At 62.6% G+C, this 22,972-nt stretch carries 21 protein-coding genes and 1 tRNA gene; 10 read left to right on the forward strand and 12 right to left on the reverse strand.

Annotation, left to right across the window (positions count from 1 at the left end; all coding sequences use genetic code 11):
- Genes AC1IQ6_RS02875 through AC1IQ6_RS02890 form a run of 4 tightly spaced genes read right to left on the reverse strand, consistent with a single transcriptional unit; the run spans position 1 to position 2,763 of the window.
- Positions 1-996: a relaxase/mobilization nuclease domain-containing protein gene (locus AC1IQ6_RS02875; protein ID WP_485865793.1), complete on the reverse strand. Its 996-nt coding sequence runs from the start codon at positions 994-996 to the stop codon at positions 1-3.
- On the reverse strand, positions 993-1,532 hold the full coding sequence (locus AC1IQ6_RS02880) for a hypothetical protein (RefSeq protein WP_485865794.1): 540 nt from the start codon (positions 1,530-1,532) through the stop codon (positions 993-995). Before AC1IQ6_RS02880 ends, AC1IQ6_RS02875 begins: the two co-directional genes overlap by 4 nt.
- Positions 1,529-2,539, reverse strand: a complete 1,011-nt coding sequence (locus AC1IQ6_RS02885; protein ID WP_485865795.1) for a hypothetical protein — start codon at positions 2,537-2,539, stop codon at positions 1,529-1,531. Before AC1IQ6_RS02885 ends, AC1IQ6_RS02880 begins: the two co-directional genes overlap by 4 nt.
- A complete protein-coding gene (locus AC1IQ6_RS02890) occupies positions 2,536-2,763 on the reverse strand; it encodes a hypothetical protein (RefSeq protein ID WP_231755246.1) in 228 nt (75 codons plus the stop codon). Before AC1IQ6_RS02890 ends, AC1IQ6_RS02885 begins: the two co-directional genes overlap by 4 nt.
- 465 nt (positions 2,764-3,228) lie before the next feature.
- Here AC1IQ6_RS02890 and AC1IQ6_RS02895 point away from each other — a divergent pair, with 465 nt between their 5' ends.
- Complete coding sequence (locus tag AC1IQ6_RS02895; RefSeq protein WP_485865796.1) at positions 3,229-3,918, forward strand: metallophosphoesterase; 690 nt, start codon at positions 3,229-3,231, stop codon at positions 3,916-3,918.
- 298 nt (positions 3,919-4,216) lie between these two features.
- Here AC1IQ6_RS02895 and AC1IQ6_RS02900 read toward each other — a convergent pair whose 3' ends face one another.
- The 6 genes from AC1IQ6_RS02900 to AC1IQ6_RS02925 all read right to left on the reverse strand — a co-directional run bounded on the left by AC1IQ6_RS02900 (position 4,217) and on the right by AC1IQ6_RS02925 (position 9,623).
- Positions 4,217-5,311: a serine/threonine protein kinase gene (locus AC1IQ6_RS02900; protein ID WP_155865376.1), complete on the reverse strand. Its 1,095-nt coding sequence runs from the start codon at positions 5,309-5,311 to the stop codon at positions 4,217-4,219.
- Positions 5,308-5,736, reverse strand: a complete 429-nt coding sequence (locus AC1IQ6_RS02905) for a DUF3010 family protein (protein WP_070541143.1) — start codon at positions 5,734-5,736, stop codon at positions 5,308-5,310. The genes AC1IQ6_RS02900 and AC1IQ6_RS02905 overlap by 4 nt, the downstream gene beginning before the upstream one ends.
- Positions 5,737-6,075: 339 nt before the next feature.
- Positions 6,076-6,702 carry a hypothetical protein gene (locus AC1IQ6_RS02910; RefSeq protein WP_070541142.1) on the reverse strand — a complete coding sequence of 209 codons (627 nt, stop codon included), beginning with the start codon at positions 6,700-6,702 and terminating at the stop codon, positions 6,076-6,078.
- 61 nt (positions 6,703-6,763) lie between these two features.
- Positions 6,764-7,891 (reverse strand): site-specific integrase, encoded by a 1,128-nt coding sequence (locus AC1IQ6_RS02915; protein ID WP_070541141.1) that lies wholly within the window; start codon positions 7,889-7,891, stop codon positions 6,764-6,766.
- Positions 7,892-8,025: 134 nt separating this feature from the next.
- A tRNA-Leu gene (locus tag AC1IQ6_RS02920) sits at positions 8,026-8,110 on the reverse strand.
- 115 nt (positions 8,111-8,225) lie between these two features.
- Complete coding sequence (locus AC1IQ6_RS02925; protein WP_111825958.1) at positions 8,226-9,623, reverse strand: uracil-xanthine permease family protein; 1,398 nt, start codon at positions 9,621-9,623, stop codon at positions 8,226-8,228.
- Positions 9,624-9,828: 205 nt separating this feature from the next.
- On the opposite strand from AC1IQ6_RS02925, the gene htpG reads away from it, so the two are divergent.
- Positions 9,829-11,727 carry a molecular chaperone HtpG gene (gene htpG, locus AC1IQ6_RS02930; RefSeq protein WP_485865797.1) on the forward strand — a complete coding sequence of 633 codons (1,899 nt, stop codon included), beginning with the start codon at positions 9,829-9,831 and terminating at the stop codon, positions 11,725-11,727.
- 65 nt (positions 11,728-11,792) lie between these two features.
- Here the strand turns inward: htpG and AC1IQ6_RS02935 are convergent, their stop codons facing one another.
- Complete coding sequence (locus AC1IQ6_RS02935) at positions 11,793-12,806, reverse strand: LacI family DNA-binding transcriptional regulator (RefSeq protein WP_485865798.1); 1,014 nt, start codon at positions 12,804-12,806, stop codon at positions 11,793-11,795.
- A gap of 134 nt (positions 12,807-12,940) precedes the next feature.
- On the opposite strand from AC1IQ6_RS02935, the gene AC1IQ6_RS02940 reads away from it, so the two are divergent.
- The 8 genes from AC1IQ6_RS02940 to AC1IQ6_RS02975 all read left to right on the forward strand — a co-directional run bounded on the left by AC1IQ6_RS02940 (position 12,941) and on the right by AC1IQ6_RS02975 (position 20,842).
- Positions 12,941-14,644, forward strand: coding sequence for a thiamine pyrophosphate-binding protein (locus tag AC1IQ6_RS02940; protein ID WP_485865799.1), 1,704 nt, complete (start codon positions 12,941-12,943; stop codon positions 14,642-14,644).
- Positions 14,645-14,652: 8 nt separating this feature from the next.
- Positions 14,653-15,369, forward strand: coding sequence for an SDR family oxidoreductase (locus tag AC1IQ6_RS02945; protein WP_209164630.1), 717 nt, complete (start codon positions 14,653-14,655; stop codon positions 15,367-15,369).
- A gap of 76 nt (positions 15,370-15,445) precedes the next feature.
- Positions 15,446-16,462, forward strand: coding sequence for an ABC transporter substrate-binding protein (locus AC1IQ6_RS02950; RefSeq protein WP_111825954.1), 1,017 nt, complete (start codon positions 15,446-15,448; stop codon positions 16,460-16,462).
- A 9-nt stretch (positions 16,463-16,471) separates the two neighbouring features.
- Complete coding sequence (locus AC1IQ6_RS02955) at positions 16,472-17,401, forward strand: MBL fold metallo-hydrolase (protein ID WP_209164628.1); 930 nt, start codon at positions 16,472-16,474, stop codon at positions 17,399-17,401.
- The gene (locus AC1IQ6_RS02960; protein WP_209164627.1) at positions 17,398-18,174 is read left to right on the forward strand and encodes an ABC transporter ATP-binding protein; all 777 of its coding nucleotides are present in this window, start codon (positions 17,398-17,400) and stop codon (positions 18,172-18,174) included. The genes AC1IQ6_RS02955 and AC1IQ6_RS02960 overlap by 4 nt, the downstream gene beginning before the upstream one ends.
- Positions 18,167-19,054, forward strand: coding sequence for an ABC transporter permease (locus AC1IQ6_RS02965; RefSeq protein ID WP_209164626.1), 888 nt, complete (start codon positions 18,167-18,169; stop codon positions 19,052-19,054). Before AC1IQ6_RS02960 ends, AC1IQ6_RS02965 begins: the two co-directional genes overlap by 8 nt.
- A gap of 37 nt (positions 19,055-19,091) precedes the next feature.
- Entirely contained in the window at positions 19,092-20,069 is a 978-nt protein-coding gene (locus AC1IQ6_RS02970; protein WP_485865800.1) for a Bug family tripartite tricarboxylate transporter substrate binding protein, read from the forward strand.
- On the forward strand, positions 20,069-20,842 hold the full coding sequence (locus tag AC1IQ6_RS02975; RefSeq protein WP_246842464.1) for an SDR family NAD(P)-dependent oxidoreductase: 774 nt from the start codon (positions 20,069-20,071) through the stop codon (positions 20,840-20,842). The genes AC1IQ6_RS02970 and AC1IQ6_RS02975 overlap by 1 nt, the downstream gene beginning before the upstream one ends.
- Positions 20,843-20,852: 10 nt before the next feature.
- Here AC1IQ6_RS02975 and AC1IQ6_RS02980 read toward each other — a convergent pair whose 3' ends face one another.
- Positions 20,853-22,958 (reverse strand): acetate--CoA ligase family protein, encoded by a 2,106-nt coding sequence (locus AC1IQ6_RS02980; RefSeq protein ID WP_485865801.1) that lies wholly within the window; start codon positions 22,956-22,958, stop codon positions 20,853-20,855.
- Between the last annotated feature and the right edge of the window lie 14 nt (positions 22,959-22,972).

Genomic DNA, 22,972 nt, shown 5'->3' on the forward strand with positions numbered 1-22,972 from the left:
TCAACGGCTCAGGTCGCCTCTGCCTGAGTGGTTGATCTTCTCCAGTTGCTGCGCGTCCTTGGCCACCTCTGTGCTGCTCTGGCTACGCTGTGGGACCTGTAGAGCCCTGTCCAGCGAGGGATCAAGGAACCGGACAATTTCCAGGGCAAGCGATTTGTCCTCTATGTCCCCAGCAGCCAAGGCTTTCGCAATGTGCCCGTAGCCATTCCTGATGGCACGTGAAACGCCGGAAAGCCCGTGTTGTTCCCGCTCGGCCGCTTTGGCGCTCTTGCCCCGCTTGGCGGCATGTCGCGTCGCCTGCTTGACCGTAGTGTGCGTGTTAGACCGTGCCCTACGCGGTGTGGCATTGGCCTCGATGCCTTTTTCACGCAGTGCCTCGGCGAAGCGCTCCCGCCAACGTTGCAGGTCCGCTTTTCGTGGGTTGAGCCGGCTGCCGTCGAGACCCAGCGCCCTAACGCAAAGGTGGCCGTGGGGATGGGCTTCATCGTCATGGATGGCGAAGACATACGCGTGGTTGGCGCCGAACTCCGTTTTCGCGAATGCACGGATAGCGTCATTGACTGCGCGTCGGTCGGTGCCGGGCGGCATGGACAGCACGATATTGAACGTTTCGCGGCGCGAGCCGTTATCAGGCAACCCGTACTGGCCGCTTTTCCATTCGTCGCGCACGTCCTGCACTGCCTCACGGCCAAGGATGATTTCACCGTCTTCGTTCTCCAACGCTACCAGGCCGTTGCGCGATATGTAGTCGAGATGTGCTTTCACCTGCGCGATGCCTTTGCCGCCGCCGGAGATCTTCACTATGACTTCGGGCGCTTTGCGAGTGGTCAGCATCAACTTGTCGCGGACCCGAGCGCTGCCAGTCAACAACAGGGGCTTAGAGGGCGGCGAAGTGCGTGATCGCGTCACCGTGCGCTTTATGCCTTGGCTGGTTACGGGCTTGGTATAGATGCGTTCGCCCCAGTCCTTCAAAATTCCATCAATGACCAGACTCATTCCAGCCTCCAGCGGTCAATGTTGGCGCGCATGATGTCTGCCACCCGCGCGGTGTGGGTTTTGATATGACGGGTCAGTGTGTCGATACGCTCAGCGGTTACCACCGTGTCCAGCGCGCGTCCTGCGTTCATATGCCGGGCGATCTGGTTCAGGTTGCGGCCGATGGCCAGCAGCCGTGAATTCGATTCGCCCAGCGTCCGTAGCTCTGTCATGCCGAACTGTGGTTCCCCGCTGAGATTGGCCCGTATCAGGTGGATGACCCAGCGATTGGCGGACATGCCCTGCTGCAAGGCCAGTGCTTCGATACGGGCATATTCCGTCCCAGTCAGGCGGAGTTCCAAGCGGCGACGCGAAGTATCGGGCTGCTCATGTGTTGATGGAGTGGGCGAAGTGTCCGTTGCCGAACCGTTGAGAAGGCGGACAATGATCTGCCGCAGGCCGTCGCTGGGCGTACTGCCTTGTCGAAGACAAAGTGCCTGCCAGCGCCGCTTCAGATCACCGTCCAGGCGGATGCTGAGTGTGGTCTTGCGCGTCATTTCGGCATCCTCGTATGCAGCTCCAGTTGGGCTTTGATTTCTTGAAGCCGGGCTTGAGATTCAGCTTTGCTGAGTGGTGCTGATTGCGAAGCACGCGACATATCTTGGGTCGCTGCCAGGCGTTCCCTTCTGGTTGCTATCGGGATGCCAGCAGACGGCACGAATCCCCCTGTGCGGTGGCGTTCAAGGATTCCTTTGAAATAGGCGACCTTTGTCTTTCTGATGGTTCCGGGTGTCTTGATGGCTCCGTCCAGCTCGTCAAGCAATGCTTGCGCATCAACTGATTGGACGTCGGTAAGCAAGTTTTGGATCGACAGTTTCTCAGCGGGGACCAGCGCGGTAGGGTACTGAAGACCGTCGTCGGTTCTCGTTGTAGTAGTAGGGTTATAGATAGGGTTAGTGTTAGTAGTAGTGTTACCCGGCCCCCTGCCCATACCCTGGAGATAGGCTGTCGCTGGGGTATGCCCGTTGCTAATTGATTGATTTCTATGGATGTCTTTTGGTTCGGCCGGAATCGACGTCCGGCCGTCGTCGGGTCCCGCATAGGGTGTCGATAGCCTATAAGGACCGTATCCAAGGGCTTTGGCTACCGTATTGCGCAGCGGATCCTCGGTAGGCAGTCGATCGATAAAGTCATTCACGTAAGCGTCACGCCAGCCTCGGGGCAGTGCCGCTATTTGCTCGAGTGTCTTTTTCCTAAGGGTCGTTGCCACTGCCATCTTGGCGGAGTTGTGGTCCCACCAATCTTTGATCCAGATGTAATTCGCCTGCGCGTCAAAATCCAAGATGCCAGCCTCGATGAGGCGACGCATCACTGGCATCAGTTGTGAATCGGGGTCCCAGCCCATTTCTGAGGCCGCAACGCGAATGACGATTTCATACGCGCCGATGACATTGCTGAATGGCGAGGTCAGGAAGTAGAACAGCGCATAGCGGTCTTCGACCGTGCAGCCTGACAGGCGATTTGACCGCCATATCTGGTCGTTGATGGTTCTTTGCCGACTCATGCGCGCGGCCCTCGCGTAGCGGCCTCTGCGGGCATGATTTCATCGTCTGCCGGCTGTTCCAGACTCAGCGCTTCCGTGACCTGCAACGTCCGAAAATAAACGCGGCGGCCGACCCGCAGCATGGCTGGTTTCAGCTTGCGCGAAAAATCGGTATCGGTATAAAGCGCAACGCGGACACCATCGGGAGATCGGCCTAGCAAGGTAGCGACGTCAACGATGCTCATCAACGGTCCAAACCGTCCCAACAGATATTCTCCAGTAGTCATTCATATGCCTCACAAGTTCACCGTAGGTAATGCCAGTCTTTACCGTGAAGGCATGGATGTCAAACTTAACCCATTGATTTTAAAGACCAAAATGGGGTGTCAGTAAAAACCAAGATTAGGGATCGCCAAATGCCAAGATATGGCACATTGGCTTTCTTGCGATGAAGTGATCAAGCAAAATGAACCTCGAAATCAAGGGCTTAGGCGCGGTCAGAGAGGCGCCCTGATTTCGGCGTCTGAAACGTCGGTGGACAAGGAAAAATTTTGTGGAAAATTACCAACGATGTGAGCGTGCTCACGCTGTTGGCTCGCATTCGAAGTGATGACACTAGGATCAGCGGAGTGCGTGTCACGTTACCGTGGAGAGCCAAGTATCATGGGGCATGCATGACAAGTCGTTATGGAACTATATGGAATCTTGGAATGACGCCCGGTAATGTCCGAGTCCGGCGCTTTCAATTGAATGCCAACGGCCGTGATTTTGCGGTGGGTGACATCCATGGTCATTTTGGTCGGCTTGAGGTCGCGCTGGCTGCCGTAAAGTTCTCGCCAGAAAAGGACCGATTGTTTTCCGTGGGGGACCTTGTGGACCGAGGTCCTGAGTCAGCCGATGTTCTGAAATGGTTGAAGCGCCCGTGGTTTCACGCGATCTGTGGGAATCACGACCTGATGACGTGGCGACGGGTGATGGGCAATCCGATTCCGGACGTTGATCATCGTGCCCACGGCGGCGGATGGTTGGATGCCTGTGTTGGCGATGTTCGTGAACGCATTGCGGCCTGCTTGAGTGCTTTGCCGCTGGCTATCGAGGTGGAAACGCCGAGTGGTGTAGTGGGTATGGTTCACGCCGACTTTCCCTATGACGATTGGCATGCAATTCATGGCGCTACTTTTAGCCCGGAGGATGAAGATGCCTGTCTATGGTCCGTCGACCGCTATCGAATGCAGTATTCCCAGCCTGTCCGCAATGTACGTGCGGTGGTCCATGGACATATGACCCTGCGCAACCCTGCGCAGCTTGGCAACGTTTACTACATCGACACAGGTGGATGGCAGGATGCGGGGAGGTTTACGTTGCTGGACTTGCATACGCTTAAGTCGTGGCCACGCTAATGCCATTCTGCTACCTCTGGAATACATGGCGCAGCCTTAAAAGGCCCGACAAACGGGCGGATCAGAGAAGTGAACTGATATGGAAAAAGAGGTTCATCACCGATTTCCGGGGAAGGCTTTTCGCCTGACGTTTTCGGGATTGCGCAGGAGCAGCCAGCGCGAGGACTTGATGATCTTGCGTGCTACTCGGTTGCCGTGTAGGCGGGGATGATTCGCTCAGGAAGACATGCGGCCGAATTCGGCCAAAAGCAGCCAGTAAGAGAAAATGAAAGCGGACGCTTAGCGCATGCGCTGGCGCCTAAACCTTCTGTGCGATGCTTTCGACTAACTCTTCGAGAGTCGAACCAGCGATAGTATTTTCGTTACGCCAGTCAGCTCTCGCCCGCTTCTGAACGGAGTAACCCTCGTCACCACTGACGATCCTGTAGCTAGTCTTGGCAATAAGTGTTGGACAGCCTTCGATCACCCGCCAGTCGGGAACAGACGGACGAACCTCATGGATCTTGGCCATGAACGCTGAGGCGGTCTGAAAGCGTTGTGCTGCGTCAACGTGGCAGGCCTTGTTAATGATCCGGCGAATTGACTTTGGAACCCAGGGTGGTAAGGACGTGAGGTCTGTCGCTTTTCCCGCCGCGATCTTTGCCTTGATACAGCGGTCAATAAAGTCTCCCTTATCCGACGGCGTTGCGAGCGTCTCTAACTGAACGAGTTCCCGCCTGTTTAGCCACGCGAGGCCGTCGTATGAAAGCGTTCCACCGAGTAGCTGGTAGAGGACCAAACCGCATTGATAGATATCTCCGGGAATACCGTACGAGTTAGTGATTACTGTTTCCGGCGGTCGATAAGCTAGCGAATGGCTTGATGCAGGAATTGTTGAGGCTGCCTCGGGCAATCGCTTCACTGAGCCGAAATCGCCAATGACAACGGAACCACCTTCAGTCAAGTACAAGTTTGCGAGCTTAATGTCGCGATGGAGGAAACGACTCCCATGGAGATGGCTCAAACCCGAGAGGGTTTGATACGTGTACTCAAGCGCCGCCTTCAATCCCAGTGGGCTTGACTCCAGAACAAGGTCTAGATCGCCGCCAGTACAAGTGGGGGTCATGAAGTACGCCCACTTTGCATCGATGAGCCCCGCGTCCAGAATTTTGAGGACGTTCTGTGCGTCAATCTGGGCAAGTTGTCGGGGCTCAGCGTGGTACTCTGCTTTGCCACCCCAGTAGTAGTACTTGAGAGTGACGAGCGTACCCGTTACGCGGTTAGTGCCAAAGAAGACGTAGCCGTTTTCCGCCTTTGAGTCTTCGCGGTGAAACTCGATACTTTTGGAGAACTCTATCAGCGACGTCTTGATCTCAACGGGCGCGCTTGAGCCTTCGATATACAGCTTGGTCATACTTTTGGAAGGCGCTGAGCAAGCGCGGCGCAAGCGGTTCGGAATGCCTCAACTTGGTACTTGTTCAAGGTAGTAGGGATGACGAAATTGTGCCTTTTGTCCTGCGCGGCAATGGTTGGGGCTGAGATTAGCTGAACTGAGCAGTCCCGGTTGAGTTGGAAAACGCCTTCGATCTTGAAGGTTGTCGGCCCCCCGGCGAATTCCCCCTTCTTCCCGCGCTTCTTGAGCGCGACTTCGGTCAGCTTGTTGTCCCGAAGAAACCCGGCGATGAGGTCCGCAAACGAACGGACATTCTTCGCGTCGTCATCGTCGTTCAAGGCGATGCGCTTCGTTTCCGTCGGAATGTGCTTCCAATGACCATCAACAACCTCGACTACGGCGAAGATCGCTTCGCTGCCTTTGATTTCAACGCCGCAAAGGGGCATGGTGTCTCCTAGAGGTCGCAACGTAATGTATTAATCAAAACCTGCGCGATAAACTGGGCCGGGGGATACCTGGTCACGGCTTTCTCCTGGATGTGGATTGCCCCTGCGTTGGGAAACCCCGCCAGCCTCTGGTGAACAAACTATAGCAAATATGAGTTTCTAATTTTCACATTTAAAGTCGGAAGCAGAGGCATGGGCGGCTGGGGAAGAGGCGCTCAAACAGTCACCTTTGGGTCGTTCTGCAACCCCAACCACCACGCAGATCGGCGTAGAACCAAAGAAAAGGCCCTTCACTCGCAGGTGAAAGGCCTTTCGTTTTTGAACTGAGCCAGGGGCGGCTTATCCGCGCTTGAACAGGCGCTCGTGCATCCATCCATCGTTGGTCAGGATGACAGCCGCCTTACCCTGGATATCTCCCTGCGTCTGTTCCGCAAAGTTCTTGTAATTGGCACGCATGCCTTCCGATTTGGCCCAGTCATCTGCACCTTCTACCTTGTAGCGGTAGTTCACCTGCGACAGCTTTACGCCCATCATGTCGCTGGGTTCGGTGAAGTTGCTCACTTCCACAACGGTGTACTTGCCGGTGCAGAAGGCATCTTGTCCAGCCATCGTATTGGCACCATTGGCGACGAGGAATTTCTTGCCGGTGTCAGTGATTTGGTACTCGGTGGCCGGCTCCATCTTGTTGCCAAACATGGCTTTGACTTCGGTGTCTCGCTTCGTCAGCAGCCCGGCATCGACCAGCGCGTCGGCGCGCTTCTTGCTCTGACCGCCCAGCATGTCTTGATTCGCTAGGGTGAACGGCAAGCCCTTTGCAGGAATCGCAGCGCACAGGCCCTTCTGAGTATCCAGGTATGCCTGTATGGCCTTGCTGAAGTTGCTCTTGTTAGCGTCCTTGGCGCTGCCGCACGCGGCAAGGGTAAGGGCAAGGCTGCTGATGGCGACGATCTTGATAGCGGTATGCAAAACTAGCTTCCTCCGTAGGTTAAGACGATCGGTTATTCATTATGGCAACGCGATGGAGCGATTATGCGTTGTTCTCTGTTTGGGAGTCGGCCTCACTCCGTTGTTTAGAAATGGACGGCGCGCGACCCGCGAGGCGGTCCAGCTTCTGCACCAGATCTTCGGCCCGCAGGTGCGTATAGCGCTTGAGCATCTGCATCGACTTGTGGCCGCTGATGGCCGACACCTCCTGATCGCTCAAGCCGGCTTCCACGAACCGGCTGACAGCCTCGTGTCGCAGGTCGTGAAAGCGGAAGTCTTCAAGGCCCGCTGCTCGCTTGGCATCGGTCCATGCTTTGTCGAACAGGTAGGGGCGTCGTATGCCATCCCGGCCAGGTTCGCCGAAGAACACCAGTTCGGTTTCGGCTGGGCGCACGGGGTTGGCAAGGGCCTCGGTGAACACGCGCGTTGCCTCGGCAGTCAGAGGAACGGTGCGGGGAGAAGAGTTCTTGGTGTGCTCCAGCCGCACGACGCGCCGCTCGATGTCCACTTGCCGAATACGCAGCGTCGCAATCTCGGACAGCCGCATGCCGGTTTGAACGGCAATGCGGACGATCCATCCGAACATCGGGTTCGAGTGCTTATCGACGGCTTGTAGCAGGCGGGTCTGTTCTTCGGGAGTCAATCGCCGGTTGCGGCCCGAGCCTGGGGCAGGGCGGCGAATGTTGGACACGGGATTGAAGGGCAGGCCGATGCCCCATTCTTTGATCGCGACGGTGAACAGGTGGCCCAGCAGTGCCAGTTCCAAGCGTACCGTGTTGTTACTGCGAGGTCGTAGTTTGCCCTTCTCGTCCGGGTCGCCGGCCAGTCGCATGTCACGGAACTGCGCCACGATCTCAGCGTTCAGGGCGGCCAGCGAGTACTTGCCAAGATGCCGGATGATGACCTGTGCTTTCTTGTGTTCGCCGGCTTGGGTCGAGGCTCGCTTGGTGGGCGTGACTTCCTTGAGGTAGCGGGTCAGCGCCGCTTCGACGGTCATGCGCTCGGCCGGTGCTCGCTGGATGTATACGCCGCGCACCATTTCGTCTTCGGTACGGCGCGCCCAGTCTTCGGCGTCCCGCTTGGTGCGGAACGTCTTGGCCGTGGCCGGCCAGCCTGTCTTGCGAATGAGGGCTTTCCAAGTGCCCGAGGAAGTCTTAACGATCGTAGCCATGAGTACTCCGTGTGGGGCTAGCGCCGCATCACTGTACCGAAACTGTACCTGACCACAATTTTAGGAAAATCCCCCGGTGCGGGGCTTGTACTGCGAAATCTTCTAATGGCTTGAATTAGCAGAAGATTTGGGGATGGTGCCCGGGGCCGGAATCGAACCGGCACGCCTTGCGGCGGGGGATTTTGAGTCCCCTGCGTCTACCAATTTCACCACCCGGGCTAGGAGGTCGCGCACGCGTACTGATGACGGTCGCGGGAGATGCGAAGACGGCGATTATATGCGGTCTGGGGGAAATTGTCAGGCAAGGGGCCGCGCCCCTTGCCTGGCGGGGCGCTTACGCCGGCTTCTTTTCGGGCAGGAACCAGTTCATGACCAGGGCGCAGATGCCGCCGGTGGCGACGCCGGATTCGAGGATGTTTTTCACGGCGTGGGGCAGGTGCGAGAGGATCTCGGGCACTTGCGAGACGCCCAGGCCCAGCGCCAGGGAGACGGCGATGATGAGCAGGGCGCGGCGGTCGAGCTGGATGCCGGCCAGGATGTTGATGCCGGAAGCCGCGACCGCGCCGAACATGACCATGGCGGCGCCGCCGAGCACGGGTTCGGGCACGGCTTGCAGGATGCCGGCGACGGCGGGGAAGAGGCCCAGCAGGATCAGCATGCCGGCGATCCAGACGCCGACGTGGCGGCTGGCGATGCCGGTGAGCTGGATGACGCCGTTGTTCTGCGCGAAGACGGAGCTGGGGAAGGTGTTGAATATGCCGGCCAGCAGGGAGTTGGCGCCGTTGACCAGCACGCCGCCCTTGATGCGCTGCATCCACAGCGGGCCTTCGACGGGCTGCTTGGAGACCTTGCTGGTGGCGGTGACGTCGCCGATGGCTTCCAGCGAGGTGACCAGGTAGATGATGAGCATGGGCACGAACAGCGGCCACGAGAAGCCCAGGCCGAAGTGCAGCGGGGTGGGGATCTGGAACAGGGCGGCTTCGCGCGCGCCGGTGAAGTCCAGGCGGCCCATGTAGGCGGCGGCGAGGTAGCCGACGGCCAGGGCCAGCACCAGGGCGGTGCTGCGGACCCAGACGACGGGCACGCGGTTGAGCAGGACGATGGTGCCCAGGACCAGGCCGGACAGGGTGAGGTTTTCGGCGCTGGCGAAGGTGCCGTTGGACATGGCGCTGTAGCCGCCGCCCATGCTGATGAGGCCGACCTTGATGAGGGTCAGGCCGATGAGCAGCACGACGATGCCGGTGACCAGCGGGGTGATGAGGCGCTTGACGAAGGGCAGGATGCGGCTGATGCCCATTTCGACGAAGGAGCCGGCGATGACGACGCCGAAGATGGCGGCCATGACGGCTTCGACCGGGGTGCCTTGCTTGACCATGACCGAGCCGCCGGCGATCAGCGGGCCGACGAAGTTGAAGCTGGTGCCCTGCACGATGAGCAGGCCGGCGCCCAGCGGGCCGAAGCGGCGGCACTGGACGTAGGTGGCGATGCCGGAGATCACCAGCGACATGGACACGATCAGGGTGGTGTCGCGGCTGGGGACGTCCAGGGCCTGGCAGATCAGCAGGCCGGGGGTGACGATGGGGACCAGGATGGCGAGCAGGTGCTGCAGGGCCGCGAGAAAGGCGATGGGCGGCGCGGGGCGGTCGTCGGGGCCGTAGACCAGGTCGTGGCTGGGTTCGTCGGCGTCGGAGGCGCCGTGGGATGCGGGCTGGGCAAGGGAGGCGGATTGCATGGCGGAGGGCCGGCCGGGGCGGGATGCGGGAAGAAAGTGCGGGATTTTAGCGGGTAAGGACCCGCAGCGCCCCTGGGGCGGGGCCCGGGGTCTTGAAAAAGCGACATAGACCTTCATATAGGCAGGGTTTCCCGGCGACCGCGCGGGCGCGAGCCCCGGTGACGGGATTATTTGTCCCTAATATTTTTGACCTTTACGTAAAACCATGAGCCAAACCGCCACGTCTTCCGCGTCCGAAACCCTGGGGTTCCAGGCCGAGGTGAAGCAGCTGCTGCACCTGATGATTCATTCGCTGTACAGCAACAAGGAAATTTTCCTGCGCGAGCTGGTGTCGAACGCATCGGACGCCTGCGACAAGCTGCGCTTCGAGGCCATCGACCGTCCCGAGCTGCTCGAAGGAGACGGCGAGCTGGCGATTACGGTGGCCTACGATAAGGCGGCCCGCACGATCACGATTTCGGACAACGGCATCGGCCTGTCGCGTGAAGAGGCGGTGGCCAATCTGGGCACGATCGCGCGCTCTGGCACGCGCGAGTTCTTCTCGCAGCTGACGGGCGACAAGCAGAAGGATGCGCAGCTGATCGGCCAGTTCGGCGTGGGCTTTTATTCTTCGTTCATCGTGGCCGACAAGGTGACGGTGCTGAGCCGCCGCGCCGGCGGCACGGAAGCGATCCAGTGGGAATCGGACGGCCAGGGCGAGTTCACGATCGCCGCGGCCGAGAAGGCCACGCGCGGCACCGACGTGACGCTGCACCTGCGCGCCGACGAGGACGAGCTGCTCAACGGCTGGAAGCTGCGCGAGATCCTGCGCCGCTATTCCGATCACATCTCGCTGCCCATCCGCATGGCCAAGGAAGAGTGGGATCAGGAGAAGGGCGAGCAGGTCAAGACGGAAGCGCTGGAGACGGTGAACCAGGCCAATGCGCTGTGGGCCCGCAGCAAGTCCGAGGTGACGGACGAGCAGTACCGCGAGTTCTACAAGACGGTGTCGCACGACTACGACGATCCGCTGGCCTGGACGCACAACCGCGTGGAAGGCCGCAGCGAGTACACGCAGTTGCTGTACGTGCCCAAGCACGCGCCGATGGACCTGTGGGACCGCGACGGCCGCCGCGGCGTGAAGCTGTACGTCAAGCGCGTGTTCATCATGGACGACGCCGACCAGCTGCTGCCGTCCTATCTGCGCTTCGTGCGCGGGGTGATCGATTCGGCGGACCTGCCGCTGAACGTGTCGCGCGAGATCCTGCAGGAAAGCCGCGACGTGCGCGCGATCCGCGAGGGCTCGGCCAAGCGCGTGCTGTCTCTGCTGGAGGATATGGCCGAGAACAAGAAGGAAGACTACGCGACGTTCTGGTCTGAGTTCGGCCAGGTGCTGAAGGAAGGCGCGGGCGAGGACCACGCCAACCTGGAGCGCATCGCCAAGCTGATGCGCTTCGCGTCCACGCATACCGGCGACCAGGCGCAGACCGTGTCCTTCGCCGACTACGTGTCGCGCATGAAGGAAGGCCAGGACAAGATCTACTACGTGACGGCCGATACGTTCGCCGCCGCCAGCAACAGCCCGCACCTGGAGATCTTCCGCAAGAAGGGCATCGAGGTGCTGCTGCTGTCCGACCGCGTGGACGAGTGGATGCTGTCCTACCTGCGCGAGTTCGACGGCAAGTCGCTGGTGTCGGTGGCCAAGGGCGGCCTGGACCTGGCCGAGCTGGCCGACGAGGAAGAAAAGAAGCACCAGGCCGAAGTGGCCGAGGACTTCAAGCCGCTGGTCGAACGCCTGCAGAAGACGCTGGAAGACCAGGTCAAGGAAGTGCGCGTGACGCTGCGCCTGGTGGATTCGCCGGCTTGCGTGGTGGTGGGCCAGAACGAACTGAGCCCGCACCTGCTGCGCATGCTGAAGGCGGCCGGCCAGGAAGCGCCCAACGTCAAGCCGGTGCTGGAGATCAACCCCGAGCATCCGCTGCTGGCGCGCATCCGCGCGGCCGACGATGGCGAGTTCGACCAGTGGGCCCGGCTGCTGCTGGACCAGGCCCTGCTGGCCGAAGGCGCGCAGATCGCCGACCCGGCGGCTTTCGTGAAGCGTTTGAACGCGCTGCTGCTGAAGTAAGCGGCTGGCGGGTTTGATGGAAGAGGGCGTCCTTGGGACGCCCTTTTTTTTGCATCCAGCCCCGGCTACGGTGTCTTGGCGGGGCCGGTCGAGCTTCGTTTTATCAGCGCGGTGGGCAGCATTTGCGGTGGCGGCATGGCATTGTCCGAATCTATCGCGGCCAGCAGCGTTTCCGCTGCGGTGGCCCCGATCTCTACCGACGGGAAATGGACGGTGGTGAGCGGGGGATCCACGAACGCCGCAAATTCGCTGTTGTTGAAGCCAATGACCGAGACATCGCGCGGAATATGCAGGCCGGCTTCGCGCAAGCCGGCCATGGCGCCGAGGGCCAGGTAGTCGTTGCCGCATATCAGGGCGGAAAAGGGCTGTTTTTCGTCCAATAGCCGGCGCGCGGCCCGATAACCGTCGGCAAACTCATAGTCGGCTTCGGTGATCAAGTTGCGCGACAGGCGGCCGCCTCCCGCCGCAATGGTTTCAAGCACGCCCTGGTAGCGCTGCCGGGCCCGCTGATTGGACGCGAGATGGCCGCTGATGAACGCGAACTCGCGGTGGCCCAGGCCGAGCAAGTGCTCGGCGGCTTGCCGGCCGGCGACATAGTTGTCGAAGCCGATGGCGCCGGGCGGGGCGTTGCTTGCATCGGCCCAGATCGTGGCGACGGGCAAGCCGTTCTTGGTAATCAGGTCCAGCCACTGCGGCGGGTAGTCGTTGCCCAGCAGGACGATGGCGTCCACGCCGCGCTCGATCAGCGTGCGCAAGGGGCGCAGGTCGGCCTGTTCCTCGACCGGCGGTTGTGCCAGCAGCAAGGTGTAGTTGTGCTTGCCCAGCCCATGCCGCAGCGCCTCTATGGTCTGCGCGAAAGCCGATGCGCCGATGCGCGGCACGACCGCGCCGATGCTGTGCGTGCGCCGGGATACCAGTGCGCGGCCCACTCCCTGCGGCACATATCCCAGCGCGGTCACCGCGGCGTTGATGCGATTCCGGGTTTCCGCGTCGACCATTTCCGGGCGGTGCAGCGCGCGCGATACGGTGCTGATGGAGACCCCGACCATGCGGGCCACGTCCTGCAAGCTGGCTGCCATGCTGTTCCAATCTGTTCGTGCAAACGTTGGTCAAAAATATACCACCACTAAGGGAATTCACCCATGTGAAGTGCCATTGACATGAAAATGCAAACGTTTGTATTGTGAAAAAAAGGCCTTTTCAAGGAAATGACATGGATGGACTTGCCAGCGCAGCCCCCGTGACGACCAAGCAGGCGATCGTCAGGACGCTTGTGGAACTGAAAGTGGACTACGCCTTCACTTTGCCGGGCCTGGGGGTGACGTGGATGCTGGACGAGTTCCACCAGGCCAGAGACGCATTGCGCGTGATCCTGACCAGGGGCGAGCAGGTCGCCTCCATCATGGCCCAGGTCGTGGGGCGGTTGACCGGCAAGCCCGGGCTGTACATGGGCCAGGGACCATTCGCGAGCACGACGGGCGCGTTCGGGATACTGGAGGCCTATTTCGCTGGCTCGCCCATGCTGGTGCTGACCGATACCTCCTGCTATGACGGCTTCGGCATGTACGGCGTCTACCAGACCATGACGGGCGACTATGGCGCGGCCGACGTCCGCGCCGTCATGAAAACCATGACCAAGTCCACCTTCTACGCCACCGAGCCGCACGAGGCGGTGTACGCCATCCAGCAAGCCTACAAGCAGGCAAGCCTGCCTCGCCAGGGGCCGACCGCCGTGGTGCTGAAGTCGCCCATCATTCGCCGGGAGATGCCGCAGCAGTCGCGCGTGCAGCTCTATCCGTCGCACGGCTACCAGGAAGTCGCGATGCCCTTGCCCGATCCGCAGGCCATCAAGGCGGCGGCGGACATGGCGGCCGCCGCCCAGCGTCCCGTGCTGATCGTGGGCAACGGCATGCAGAATCCCCGGGGCCGGAAGTTGGTCGCCGATCTGGCGGACAGGTTCGGCCTGGCGGTGGCGACCAGCTACAACGCCAAGGGCCTGGTGGACGAAACCTCCGCGATTTCGGTGGGCATGCTCGGCACCTGGGGCATGAAGTCGGCGAACGCCGCCGTGGAGGGCGCCGACATGCTGATCGTCGTCGGGGCCAGCCTGGGGGCCGACTACATCAAATTCCGCAACCCTGGCTTCATCAAGCCCGGGGTCCAGCGCATCGTTCAAATCGACGTCGATCCGCGCAATGCCGGTTGGGTCTATCCGGTAGACCTCGCCATATGCGCAGACGGCGGCGATGCAATCGAAGCCTTGCTCGGGCACGATCTGGGTGCGCATCGCAGGGGCGATCGCCTGAACTGGATCGCGGGGTTGCAGGCGGCCCATGCCGTGCGCGATACGCCTGCCCGCGCGGCGCCGAACATGCTGCATAACGCGGATGTCATCGAGGCGCTGGATGCCTTTCTCACCCCCGACGATATGTTGACGCTGGATGCCGGCACCAATCGAATCTGGGCGACCACGACGCTGAAGATACGCACGCCGGGGCAACTGGTGGTGCCGGGCGGCATCGGCGGGATGGGGTGGGGGGCGCCGGCGGCGGCGGCGGTCAAGCTGGTTTATCCGGAGAAGAACGTCGTCTGCCTGACGGGCGACGGCGGATTCGCCATGACCATGAACGTCATGGCAACTTGCGTGCAGGAGAAGCTGCCGATCACGGTCGTGGTGGCGAACAACAGCGGCCTGGGCATGGTGCGCGACAACCTGAAAGACCGCCGCATCGCGGTGGACTTTTCGCCGACCGACTTTGCCCAGATCGCGCGCGGCATGGGTTGCCGCGGCGTGAGCGTGACGACGCCGGCGCAGCTGGCGGCGGCGCTGGCGCAAGCGCGCGGGTCGGATGTCCCCACGGTCATAGACGTGGCGGTCGATCCGGCATCCAGCCACGTGGACGTATCGGACTATTGAGGCCGCCCATGAAACCCGTAGCCATTGTTACCGGCGGCGCGCGCAACATCGGCTGGGCCATTGCGCAGCGCCTGGCAGTCGACTATCGCGTCCTGATCGCCGATTTGTCCGAGCCGCAGCAGCCGTTGCCCGAGGGCTGCGACTACATCCGCGCGGACGTGTGCGATCCGCAGCAGGTAGGCGCGCTGTTCGTCCGCGCCGAAAAGAGCGGCCCTTTGCAGGCGCTGGTGCATTCCGCGGCGATTACGGCGCCCGCCCGGCCTATCGCCGACATTCCGCTGGAGGAGTGGCGGCGGCTCATGGACGTAAACCTGACCGGGACTTTTGTGGTGGCCCAGGCCGCCATCGGCCCGTTGTCGCGCGCCAAGGGAAGCATGACGCTGTTGACGTCCCGCGCTGGGAAAACGGGGTTCGCCGCGCTGAACGCCGGTAAAAGCGGCACCAAGGCCCACTACTGCGCGTCGAAGGCGGGGGTGATCTCCTTGATGAAGTCGCTGGCGACCGAGCTGGCGCCCGACGTACGCGTCAACGCCGTCGCGCCGGGGCCGATCGAGGGGGAAATGATTCCGCGCGACCGCTGGCCCGACATCGCCGCGAAAGTTCCGCTGGGCCGGCTTGGCACGGCCGCCGAGATCGCCGAGGCCGTGTATTTCCTGGCCAGCCCCGCGGCGGGCTTCATCACCGGTCATGTGCTGGACGTCAACGGGGGAACGTTGATGGATTAGCGGTATGGAACGCGCGGCGTGCAAGCGGGCATCAAGAGCCGTATGGCGCGGCGCTCAATTCGTGAAGGGGACAAAAATGAAGGTTCAAAACTTCAAAAGTATCCTGGGCCTGGCGTGTCTGGCGCTGTGCCTGGGCGCGGCGCCCGCTCGCGCGGAGGTCCAGGAAGTGCGTCTCGCCAGGCAGTACGGCATCGCCTACCTGCCCCTGATGGTGATGCAGGAACAGAAGCTGATAGAGAAGCACGCGCGCGAGCTTGGGCTGGCGGACGTCAAGGTGAGCTGGAATCAGTTCACCGGCGGATCGGTCATGAACGATGCGCTCATCGCGGGGGCCCTGGATTTCGCGGTGGCCGGGCCGCCGCCCTTTCTCACGATGTGGGCGCGTACCCGCAACACGCCGGCCAGCGTAATGGGGCTGGCTTCCCTCAACGCGATGCCCATGTACCTGGTAAGCCGGAATCCGGCGGTGAAGTCGGTCAAGGACTTCACGGACAAGGACAGGATCGTGGTGTCCGGAATCAAGGTTTCCACCCAGGCCGTCGTCTTGCAGATGGCCGCCGCCCAGGCTTTCGGGAAAGAAAAATACGATGTTCTGGACCGCTTGACGATCGCCATGCCTTTATCGGACAGCATGGCGATCATGTTGTCCGGAAAGGGGCAGGTGACCGCCGACTTCACGGTGCCTCCGTTTTCGTATCGGGAACTGAAGCAGCCGGGGTTCCATTCGGTCATCGATACCTATCAGGTGGTTGGAGGACCGAGCTCGACCAACGTTCTCTATACGACGACGCGGTTCCAGAAGGCCAATCCGAAGCTGACGCAGGCGGTGCTGAACGCGCTGGATGAAGCGCAGAAGTACATCACCGAAAACAAGCAGAAGGCGGCGCAGACCTATCTGGCCATCACCAAGGACACCGATCCTGTCGCGGATGTGGTCCAGATGCTGTCCGACCCCAAGGTCGAATACAACCTTACGCCGCAAGGGTTGATGGCCTTCGCGGAATTCATGCACCAGATAGGAACCATCAAGGCCAAGCCGGCAACCTGGAAGGAGCTGTTCGTAGACCAGGTTCATGGCCTGCCCGGGAACTAGGACCCGAGCATGAAAATACGGATAGGCGACATCGTGGTGGAGCGCATCGAGGAAAGGCTGGGCTTGGGCTTTCAGCCCCGCGAACTCTTTCCCGCGTTCGATGCGCACATGCTGGCGCCGTTGCGGCACTGGATGGAACCGACGTTCTATGACGCCGGGGAGAACCGTTTCCGGACCAGCAGCCACAGCTGGCTTGTGCGTACGCCGAATCATTGGGTGCTGGTGGACACCTGCGTCGGCAACCACAAGAACCGGCCGCAGGTGCCGCGCTTCCATATGTGCGAAACCCCGTGGCTGTCGCGTCTGGCGCGGGCGGGGGTGCGACCGGAAGACATCGGGTATGTCATGTGCACGCACCTGCATTGCGATCACGTGGGCTGGAATACCCGGCTGGTCGACGGCCGATGGGTGCCCACCTTTCCCAATGCCCGCTATCTGTTCTCGCGCAAGGAGTTTGCGCGCTGGGATGCGCGCCGGCCGGATTATGCGCATCGGCATATCAACGACCACGTGTTTGAAGACAGCATCCTGCCCGTGGTCGCGTCAGGGCAGATGATACTGGTGGACGACGGGGACGAACTGGACGGCGTGCTGACCGTCGAGCCGGCGCCGGGCCATACCGCGGGCCACGTGCGCATACGTCTTTCGTCGCGGGGCGAGCGAGCCTATTGCAGCGGCGACATCTTCCACCATCCCTTGCAGATCTATCACCCGGAGCTCTATACGGGCTTCGACGACGACCCGGCGCTCGGAATCGAAACCCGCCGCCGCCTGTTGGCCCTTTGCGCAGACGAGGATGCCCTGTTGCTGCCGGCGCATTTCGCCGAGCCGCATGCCTGCTTTGTGCAGGCGCGCGGCGACGGCTATGCGGCGGACTTTGAAAGCGTCAGATTCCGGCTGGACCGAACGCCGCCTGCCGGACGAGGGGAGGCCTTATGACGACGCCGTTGCTGGAGGTCAGGGGAGTGACCCTGCAATACAAGACGCGAGAGCATCTGGTGACCGCGACGTACCGGGTGGATTTCACGGTGCGGCAGGGGGACCGCTACATACTGCTGGGGCCGTCCGGCTGCGGCAAATCGACGATCCTGAAGGCCGTGGGGGGCTACCTTCGGCCAACCGAAGGGGAGATATTGCTTCAAGGGAAACCCGTGTTACGGCCGGGCGCCGACCGCATGATGGTGTTCCAGGAATTCGACCAGCTATTGCCCTGGAAGACGGTCAAGCAGAACGTCATGTTCGCGCTGCAGGCATCGGGGCGGCTGCGAGGGAAAGAGGCCGAAGACCGGGCGTTGCACTATATCCACAAGGTCAATCTCGGGAAGTTCGTCGACAGCTATCCGCACATGCTGTCGGGCGGCATGAAGCAGCGCGTCGCAATCGCGCGCGGCATGGCCATGGAGCCCGACATCATCCTCATGGACGAACCGTTCGCGGCGCTGGACGACCTGACGCGCCGCAAGATGCAGGAGGAGCTGATGCAGCTCTGGGAGGACACGCGCTTCACCGTGCTGTTCGTCACGCACTCCATACCCGAGGCGGTCCGATTGGGAAACCGCATTCTGCTCCTGTCGCCGCATCCGGGCCAGGTCAGGGCCGAACTGGGCGGCCTGGATGACGGCCCGGCGCTGGCCGGCGCGCAGTCCGCGCTTGAAGACGAGATCAAGCATCTTCTCTTTGCGCAGCATATCGAGGAGAACAGCCATGCTTGACGAGGCGATGCGCAAGCCGGGCCCCGGCGTGCGGGCGAACATCTACAAGACGCCTACGGCGGTGGAAAACCTGGGCGTGGTCGAAAATCCCCTGCCATTCATGGCGCGCCTGTGGGACCAGGGCTGGCTGCGCAAGCTGCTGGTGCTGGTTGTCCTGGCATGCCTGTGGGAAGCCTATGCGCGATACCTGGACAACGATCTTCTGCTTCCCACCTTCATCGATACGTGCCGTGCCCTGATCGACGGCGTAGCCACCGGCCAGTTGCCGCGGCGCGTCGCCACCTCGCTCGACGTGCTGATGACCGGCTATGCCGCGGGCATCGCTCTGGCGGCGCTGCTTACCCTGCTGGCCATCACGACCAGGCTGGGCACCGATTTCCTGGAGGTCATGACGGCCATGTTCAACCCGCTTCCGGCCATTGCCCTGCTGCCGCTGGCGTTGATCTGGTTCGGCCTGGGCAAGATGACCCTGGTCTTCGTGCTGATTCATTCCGTGCTGTGGGCGGTCACCTTGAATACCTACTCCGGATTCCAGGCCGTCTCTTCGACACTGAAGATGGTGGGGCGCAACTACGGCCTGTCCCATGTCGCCTTCATCGCGCAAATCCTGATTCCGGCGGCGTTTCCCAGCATTCTGTCCGGCCTGAAAATCGGCTGGGCGTTTGCCTGGCGCACGCTCATCGCGGCGGAGCTGGTATTTGGCGTCAGCGCCAGCAGCGGCGGCCTGGGATGGTTCATCTACGAAAGCAAGAACCAGTTGAATATCGCGGCCGTGTTCGCGGGGCTGTTGACGATCATCATCATCGGCCTCGTGGTCGAGAACCTGATCTTCCGTGTGATAGAGCGAAGAACCATCCAGCGCTGGGGCATGCAGGTTTGAGGCGCTGGTTCATCAGCATGAGCCAGGAGACTTATCGATGAAACTCCTTAGATCCATTCCGCTCGCGCTTTGCCTGCTGGCCATGGCGGGCGCGTCCCAGGCACAGGGCGCCGCTTCTTATCCGGATCGTCCCGTCAAGGTGGTCGTGCCGTTTCCGCCGGGCGGGGCTACCGATATCGTGGGACGGGAGATTTCCGAAAGGCTGGCGCGCGCAATGGGACAGCCGTTCGTCGTGGAAAACCGCAGCGGGGCCAGCGGCAACATCGGCATGGAAGCGGTAGCCCGTTCGGCGCCTGACGGATACACGCTGGTCGTGGGCGCCCCGCAGACCCTGACGATCAATCCTCAACTATTCAAATCCAACCCGTTCAATCCGCAGAAGGAACTCGACCCCATCGTGGTCGTCGCGACCGTCCCCAATGTGCTGATCATCAATCCGAAGCTGCCGGTATCCTCGGTGCAGAAACTGATCGCCTACGCCAAGGCGCGTCCCGGCAAGGTCAATTACGGGTCATCGAGCATAGGCGGCACACCGCATCTTTCGTCGGAACTGTTCAAGTCGATGACCAAGACGCAGATCACGCATATCCCGTACCGCGGAAGTTCTCCCGCCCTGACCGACCTGATGGGCGGGCAGATCGACATGATGTTCGACAACCTGCCCGCCGCGCTGCCGAACATCAAGTCCGGACGCGTCAAGGCATTGGCCGTCACCACCAGACAGCGCAGCGATGCGGCGCCGGAGCTCCCCACCATGGAACAGGCCGGGGTGCCCGGATTCGAGTCGCAAGGGTGGTTCTCGTTGTTGGCGCCGGCAGGCACGCCGCCGGCCATACTTGAGAAAATCAACGCCGAGGTGAACAAGATCCTCGCCACCGACAGTTTCAAGGAGCGCCTGGCGAACGTGGGGGCGCAACCCAAAGGCGGATCGATCTCGGACTTCCGTGAACTGCTGAACACGGAAACGCAGCGTTGGTCCGAGGTGATCCGGTTTGCGAACATCAAGGTGGAGTGATGATGCGAGGCCTGAAGGGAAAAACGGCATTTCTGACCGGGGCCGGCGCGGGCATAGGGCAGGCCGCGGCCTTGCGCCTGGCGCAGGAAGGGATGCGAGTGTGGATATCCGATAGAGATCCGGACGCCCTGGACGCGACGTGTCGCGAAGCGGAGCATATGCAGCTGCGGGTGGAAGCGGTGCAGGCCGATTCCTGCAGCGAGGCGGCCATGGCGCAGGCCATTCAAAGCGCATTCGACGCGAGCGGGCGGCTGGACGTATTGGTCAATAACGCCGGAGGCTCTTTGCACACGCCCTATGGGTTCGCGCAGCAAAGCGATGACGACTGGTTCCGGGTAGTGAACCTGAACCTGATGGGGGCGGTGTGGGCCTGCCGCGCCGCGTTGCCGTTGATGCAGCGCAGCGGCGGCGGGCGCGTCATCAACTATGGCTCCAAGGCCGGACGCTACGGCAGTTTGATAGCGGGGCCGAACTACGCGGCCGCCAAGGGCGCCATCGCGTCGCTCACGCGCCAGCTGGCGATGGAATATGGTCCCGACGGCATTACCGTGAACAGCATTTGTCCCGGCGTCGTGCTGACGCCGCGCACCAGTGGTTTATGGGCCGAGCGACGCAGCGCCGAGGAACGCGAGCGCATCGTCTCCGAGATCCCGTTGCGCCGGCACGCCACGGTCGACGACATTGCCGGCGTGGTCGCGTTCCTGGCGTCCGACGATGCGGCGTTCATCACGGGGGTATCGCTGGACGTGAACGGGGGGCAGGCAATGGCGTGACGCAGGGCGCTCAGGCGCCTGCCCGCATCACCACCGCATCCAACGCCAGCGCGCCCTGGCCCGCCGGCAGCGCAAGCAGCGGATTGATCTCCACCGAACTGAAGTCGTCCCGCCGCGCGTGGGCGAAGCGCGACAGGGCCGCCAGTGCGTCGGCCAGCGCGTCGACGTCGCAGGGCGGGGTGCCGCGCGCCCCTTGCAGCAGGGCGTAGCCCTTGATTTCGCGGATCATGGCCAGGGCTTCGTCGCGGCCGAAGGGGGCCAGGCGGAAGCTGACGTCCTTGAGGACTTCGACGAAGACGCCGCCCAGGCCGAACATGACCACCGGGCCGAACACCGGATCGCAGTGCACGCCGGCGATGCATTCCACGCCCTTGGGCGCCATGGGCGCGACCAGCACGCCGTCGATGCGCGCCTCGGGCGCGTGGCGGCGCACCGCGTCCAGGATGTCGGCGTGGGCGCGGCGCAGGGCGTCTTCGCCGGCGACGTTGAGCTTTACGCCGCCCACGTCGCTTTTGTGCACGATGTCGGGCGATACGATTTTCAGGGCCACGGGGCCGTCCAGTTCGGCCGCGGCGCGCACGGCCGCGTCGGCGTCGGCGGCCAGCACGCAGGGCGTGGCGGGCAGGCCGGCCCGGCGCAGCAGGTCCATGGCCTGGACTTCGTTGTAGGCGTCGAGCAGCGGGGGCGGGTCGTCCGAGGATGCGGCGGGCTCGGCGGCCGCGTCGGCGTGATCGGCCAGTTGGGCCACCGTGCCCAGAGTGCGGATGGCGGCGCTGGGGTCGGGGAACACCAGGCAGCCCAGGCGTTCGAGCTGGCGGCGGCGCTCGGGCGTGAAGAGCGCGCTGATGGCCAGCGGCACGCCGGGATGGCGGGCCTGCATTTCGCGGGCGAAATTTTCGAAGGTGGGCCAGAGGGCTTCGGAGGAGCCGGCGGCGGCCAGGAATACGGCCAGCGCGTCGTAGCGGCCGTCGGCCAGGATGTCGTCGGCGGTGGCCAGCAGCAGGCCCGGTTCGGAGATCGCCTGGCCGGTGACGTCGACGGGGTTGCGGGCGCTGGCGAAGGGCACTTGCGCGAGCAGCCGGGCCTGGGCCGCGGCGGCGGGCTCGGGCAGCGCGAGACCGGCGTCCTGGGCTTCGTCGGCCATCAGCGCGCCCACGCCGCCGGAGATGGTGAAGATGCCCAGGCGCCTGCCGGCGGGCGGACGCGGCCAGGTGTCGAGGGCGTAGCCCAGGTTGAAGAATTCTTCGATGGTGCGCGCGCGCAGGGCGCCGTATTGGCGGAACAGCGCGTCGTAGACGGCGTCGTCGCCGGCCAGCGCGGCGGTGTGCGAGGCGGCGGCCTGCGCGCCGGCCTGGGTGCGGCCGATCTTGGTGACCACCACGGGCTTGCCGGCCGCGCGCGCCGCGGCCAGGGCGCGGCGCAGCTTGGCGCCGTCGCGGCAGCCTTCCATGTAGGCCATGATGACGCGGGTGTCGGCGTCGTGTGCCAGCCATTCGATGCAGTCGGCGACGTCGATGTCGGCTTCGTTGCCGGTGCTGATCCAGTGCGACAGGCCCAGGCCGCGTTCGCGCGCCATGCTGTAGGCATAGGCGCCGAAGGCGCCGCTCTGCGACACCATGGCGATGCCGCCGGCCGGCACCGCACCGTTGGCGGGCGCGGGCGAGAAGGTGGCGTAGACCTTGCGCCGCACGTTCATGAAGCCCAGGCAGTTGGGGCCCAGCAGCCGGATGCCGCGTTCGCGCGCGATGCCGCAAAGGCGTTGCTGCTGTTCGGCGCCGGCCGCGCCGGTTTCGGAGTAGCCGGAGGTGAAGATCACGGCGGCGCCGAGCTGGCCGGGGCGGGCGCTTTGCAGCGCCTGCGCCGCGTGGGCCGCGGGCACGGCCAGGATGGCCAGGTCGATGTCCTGGTCCAGCGCGTCCAGCGAGGGCGCCGCGGCCAGGCCCTGGATGGTGTCGACGCGCGGGTTGACGGGGATGATGCGGCCTTCGTAGCCGTGCTGGCGCAGCAGCGTGACCGGCATGGCGCCGATCTTGCCCGGCGTGGCCGAGGCGCCCACGATGGCGATGCTGCGCGGGTCGAAGAGGCGGGACAGGGTGGGGTCGGGAAGCTGGATCATGATGCGGGCAGTGG

The sequence above is a fragment of the Achromobacter sp. MUI-25009338 genome, assembly GCF_057359325.1.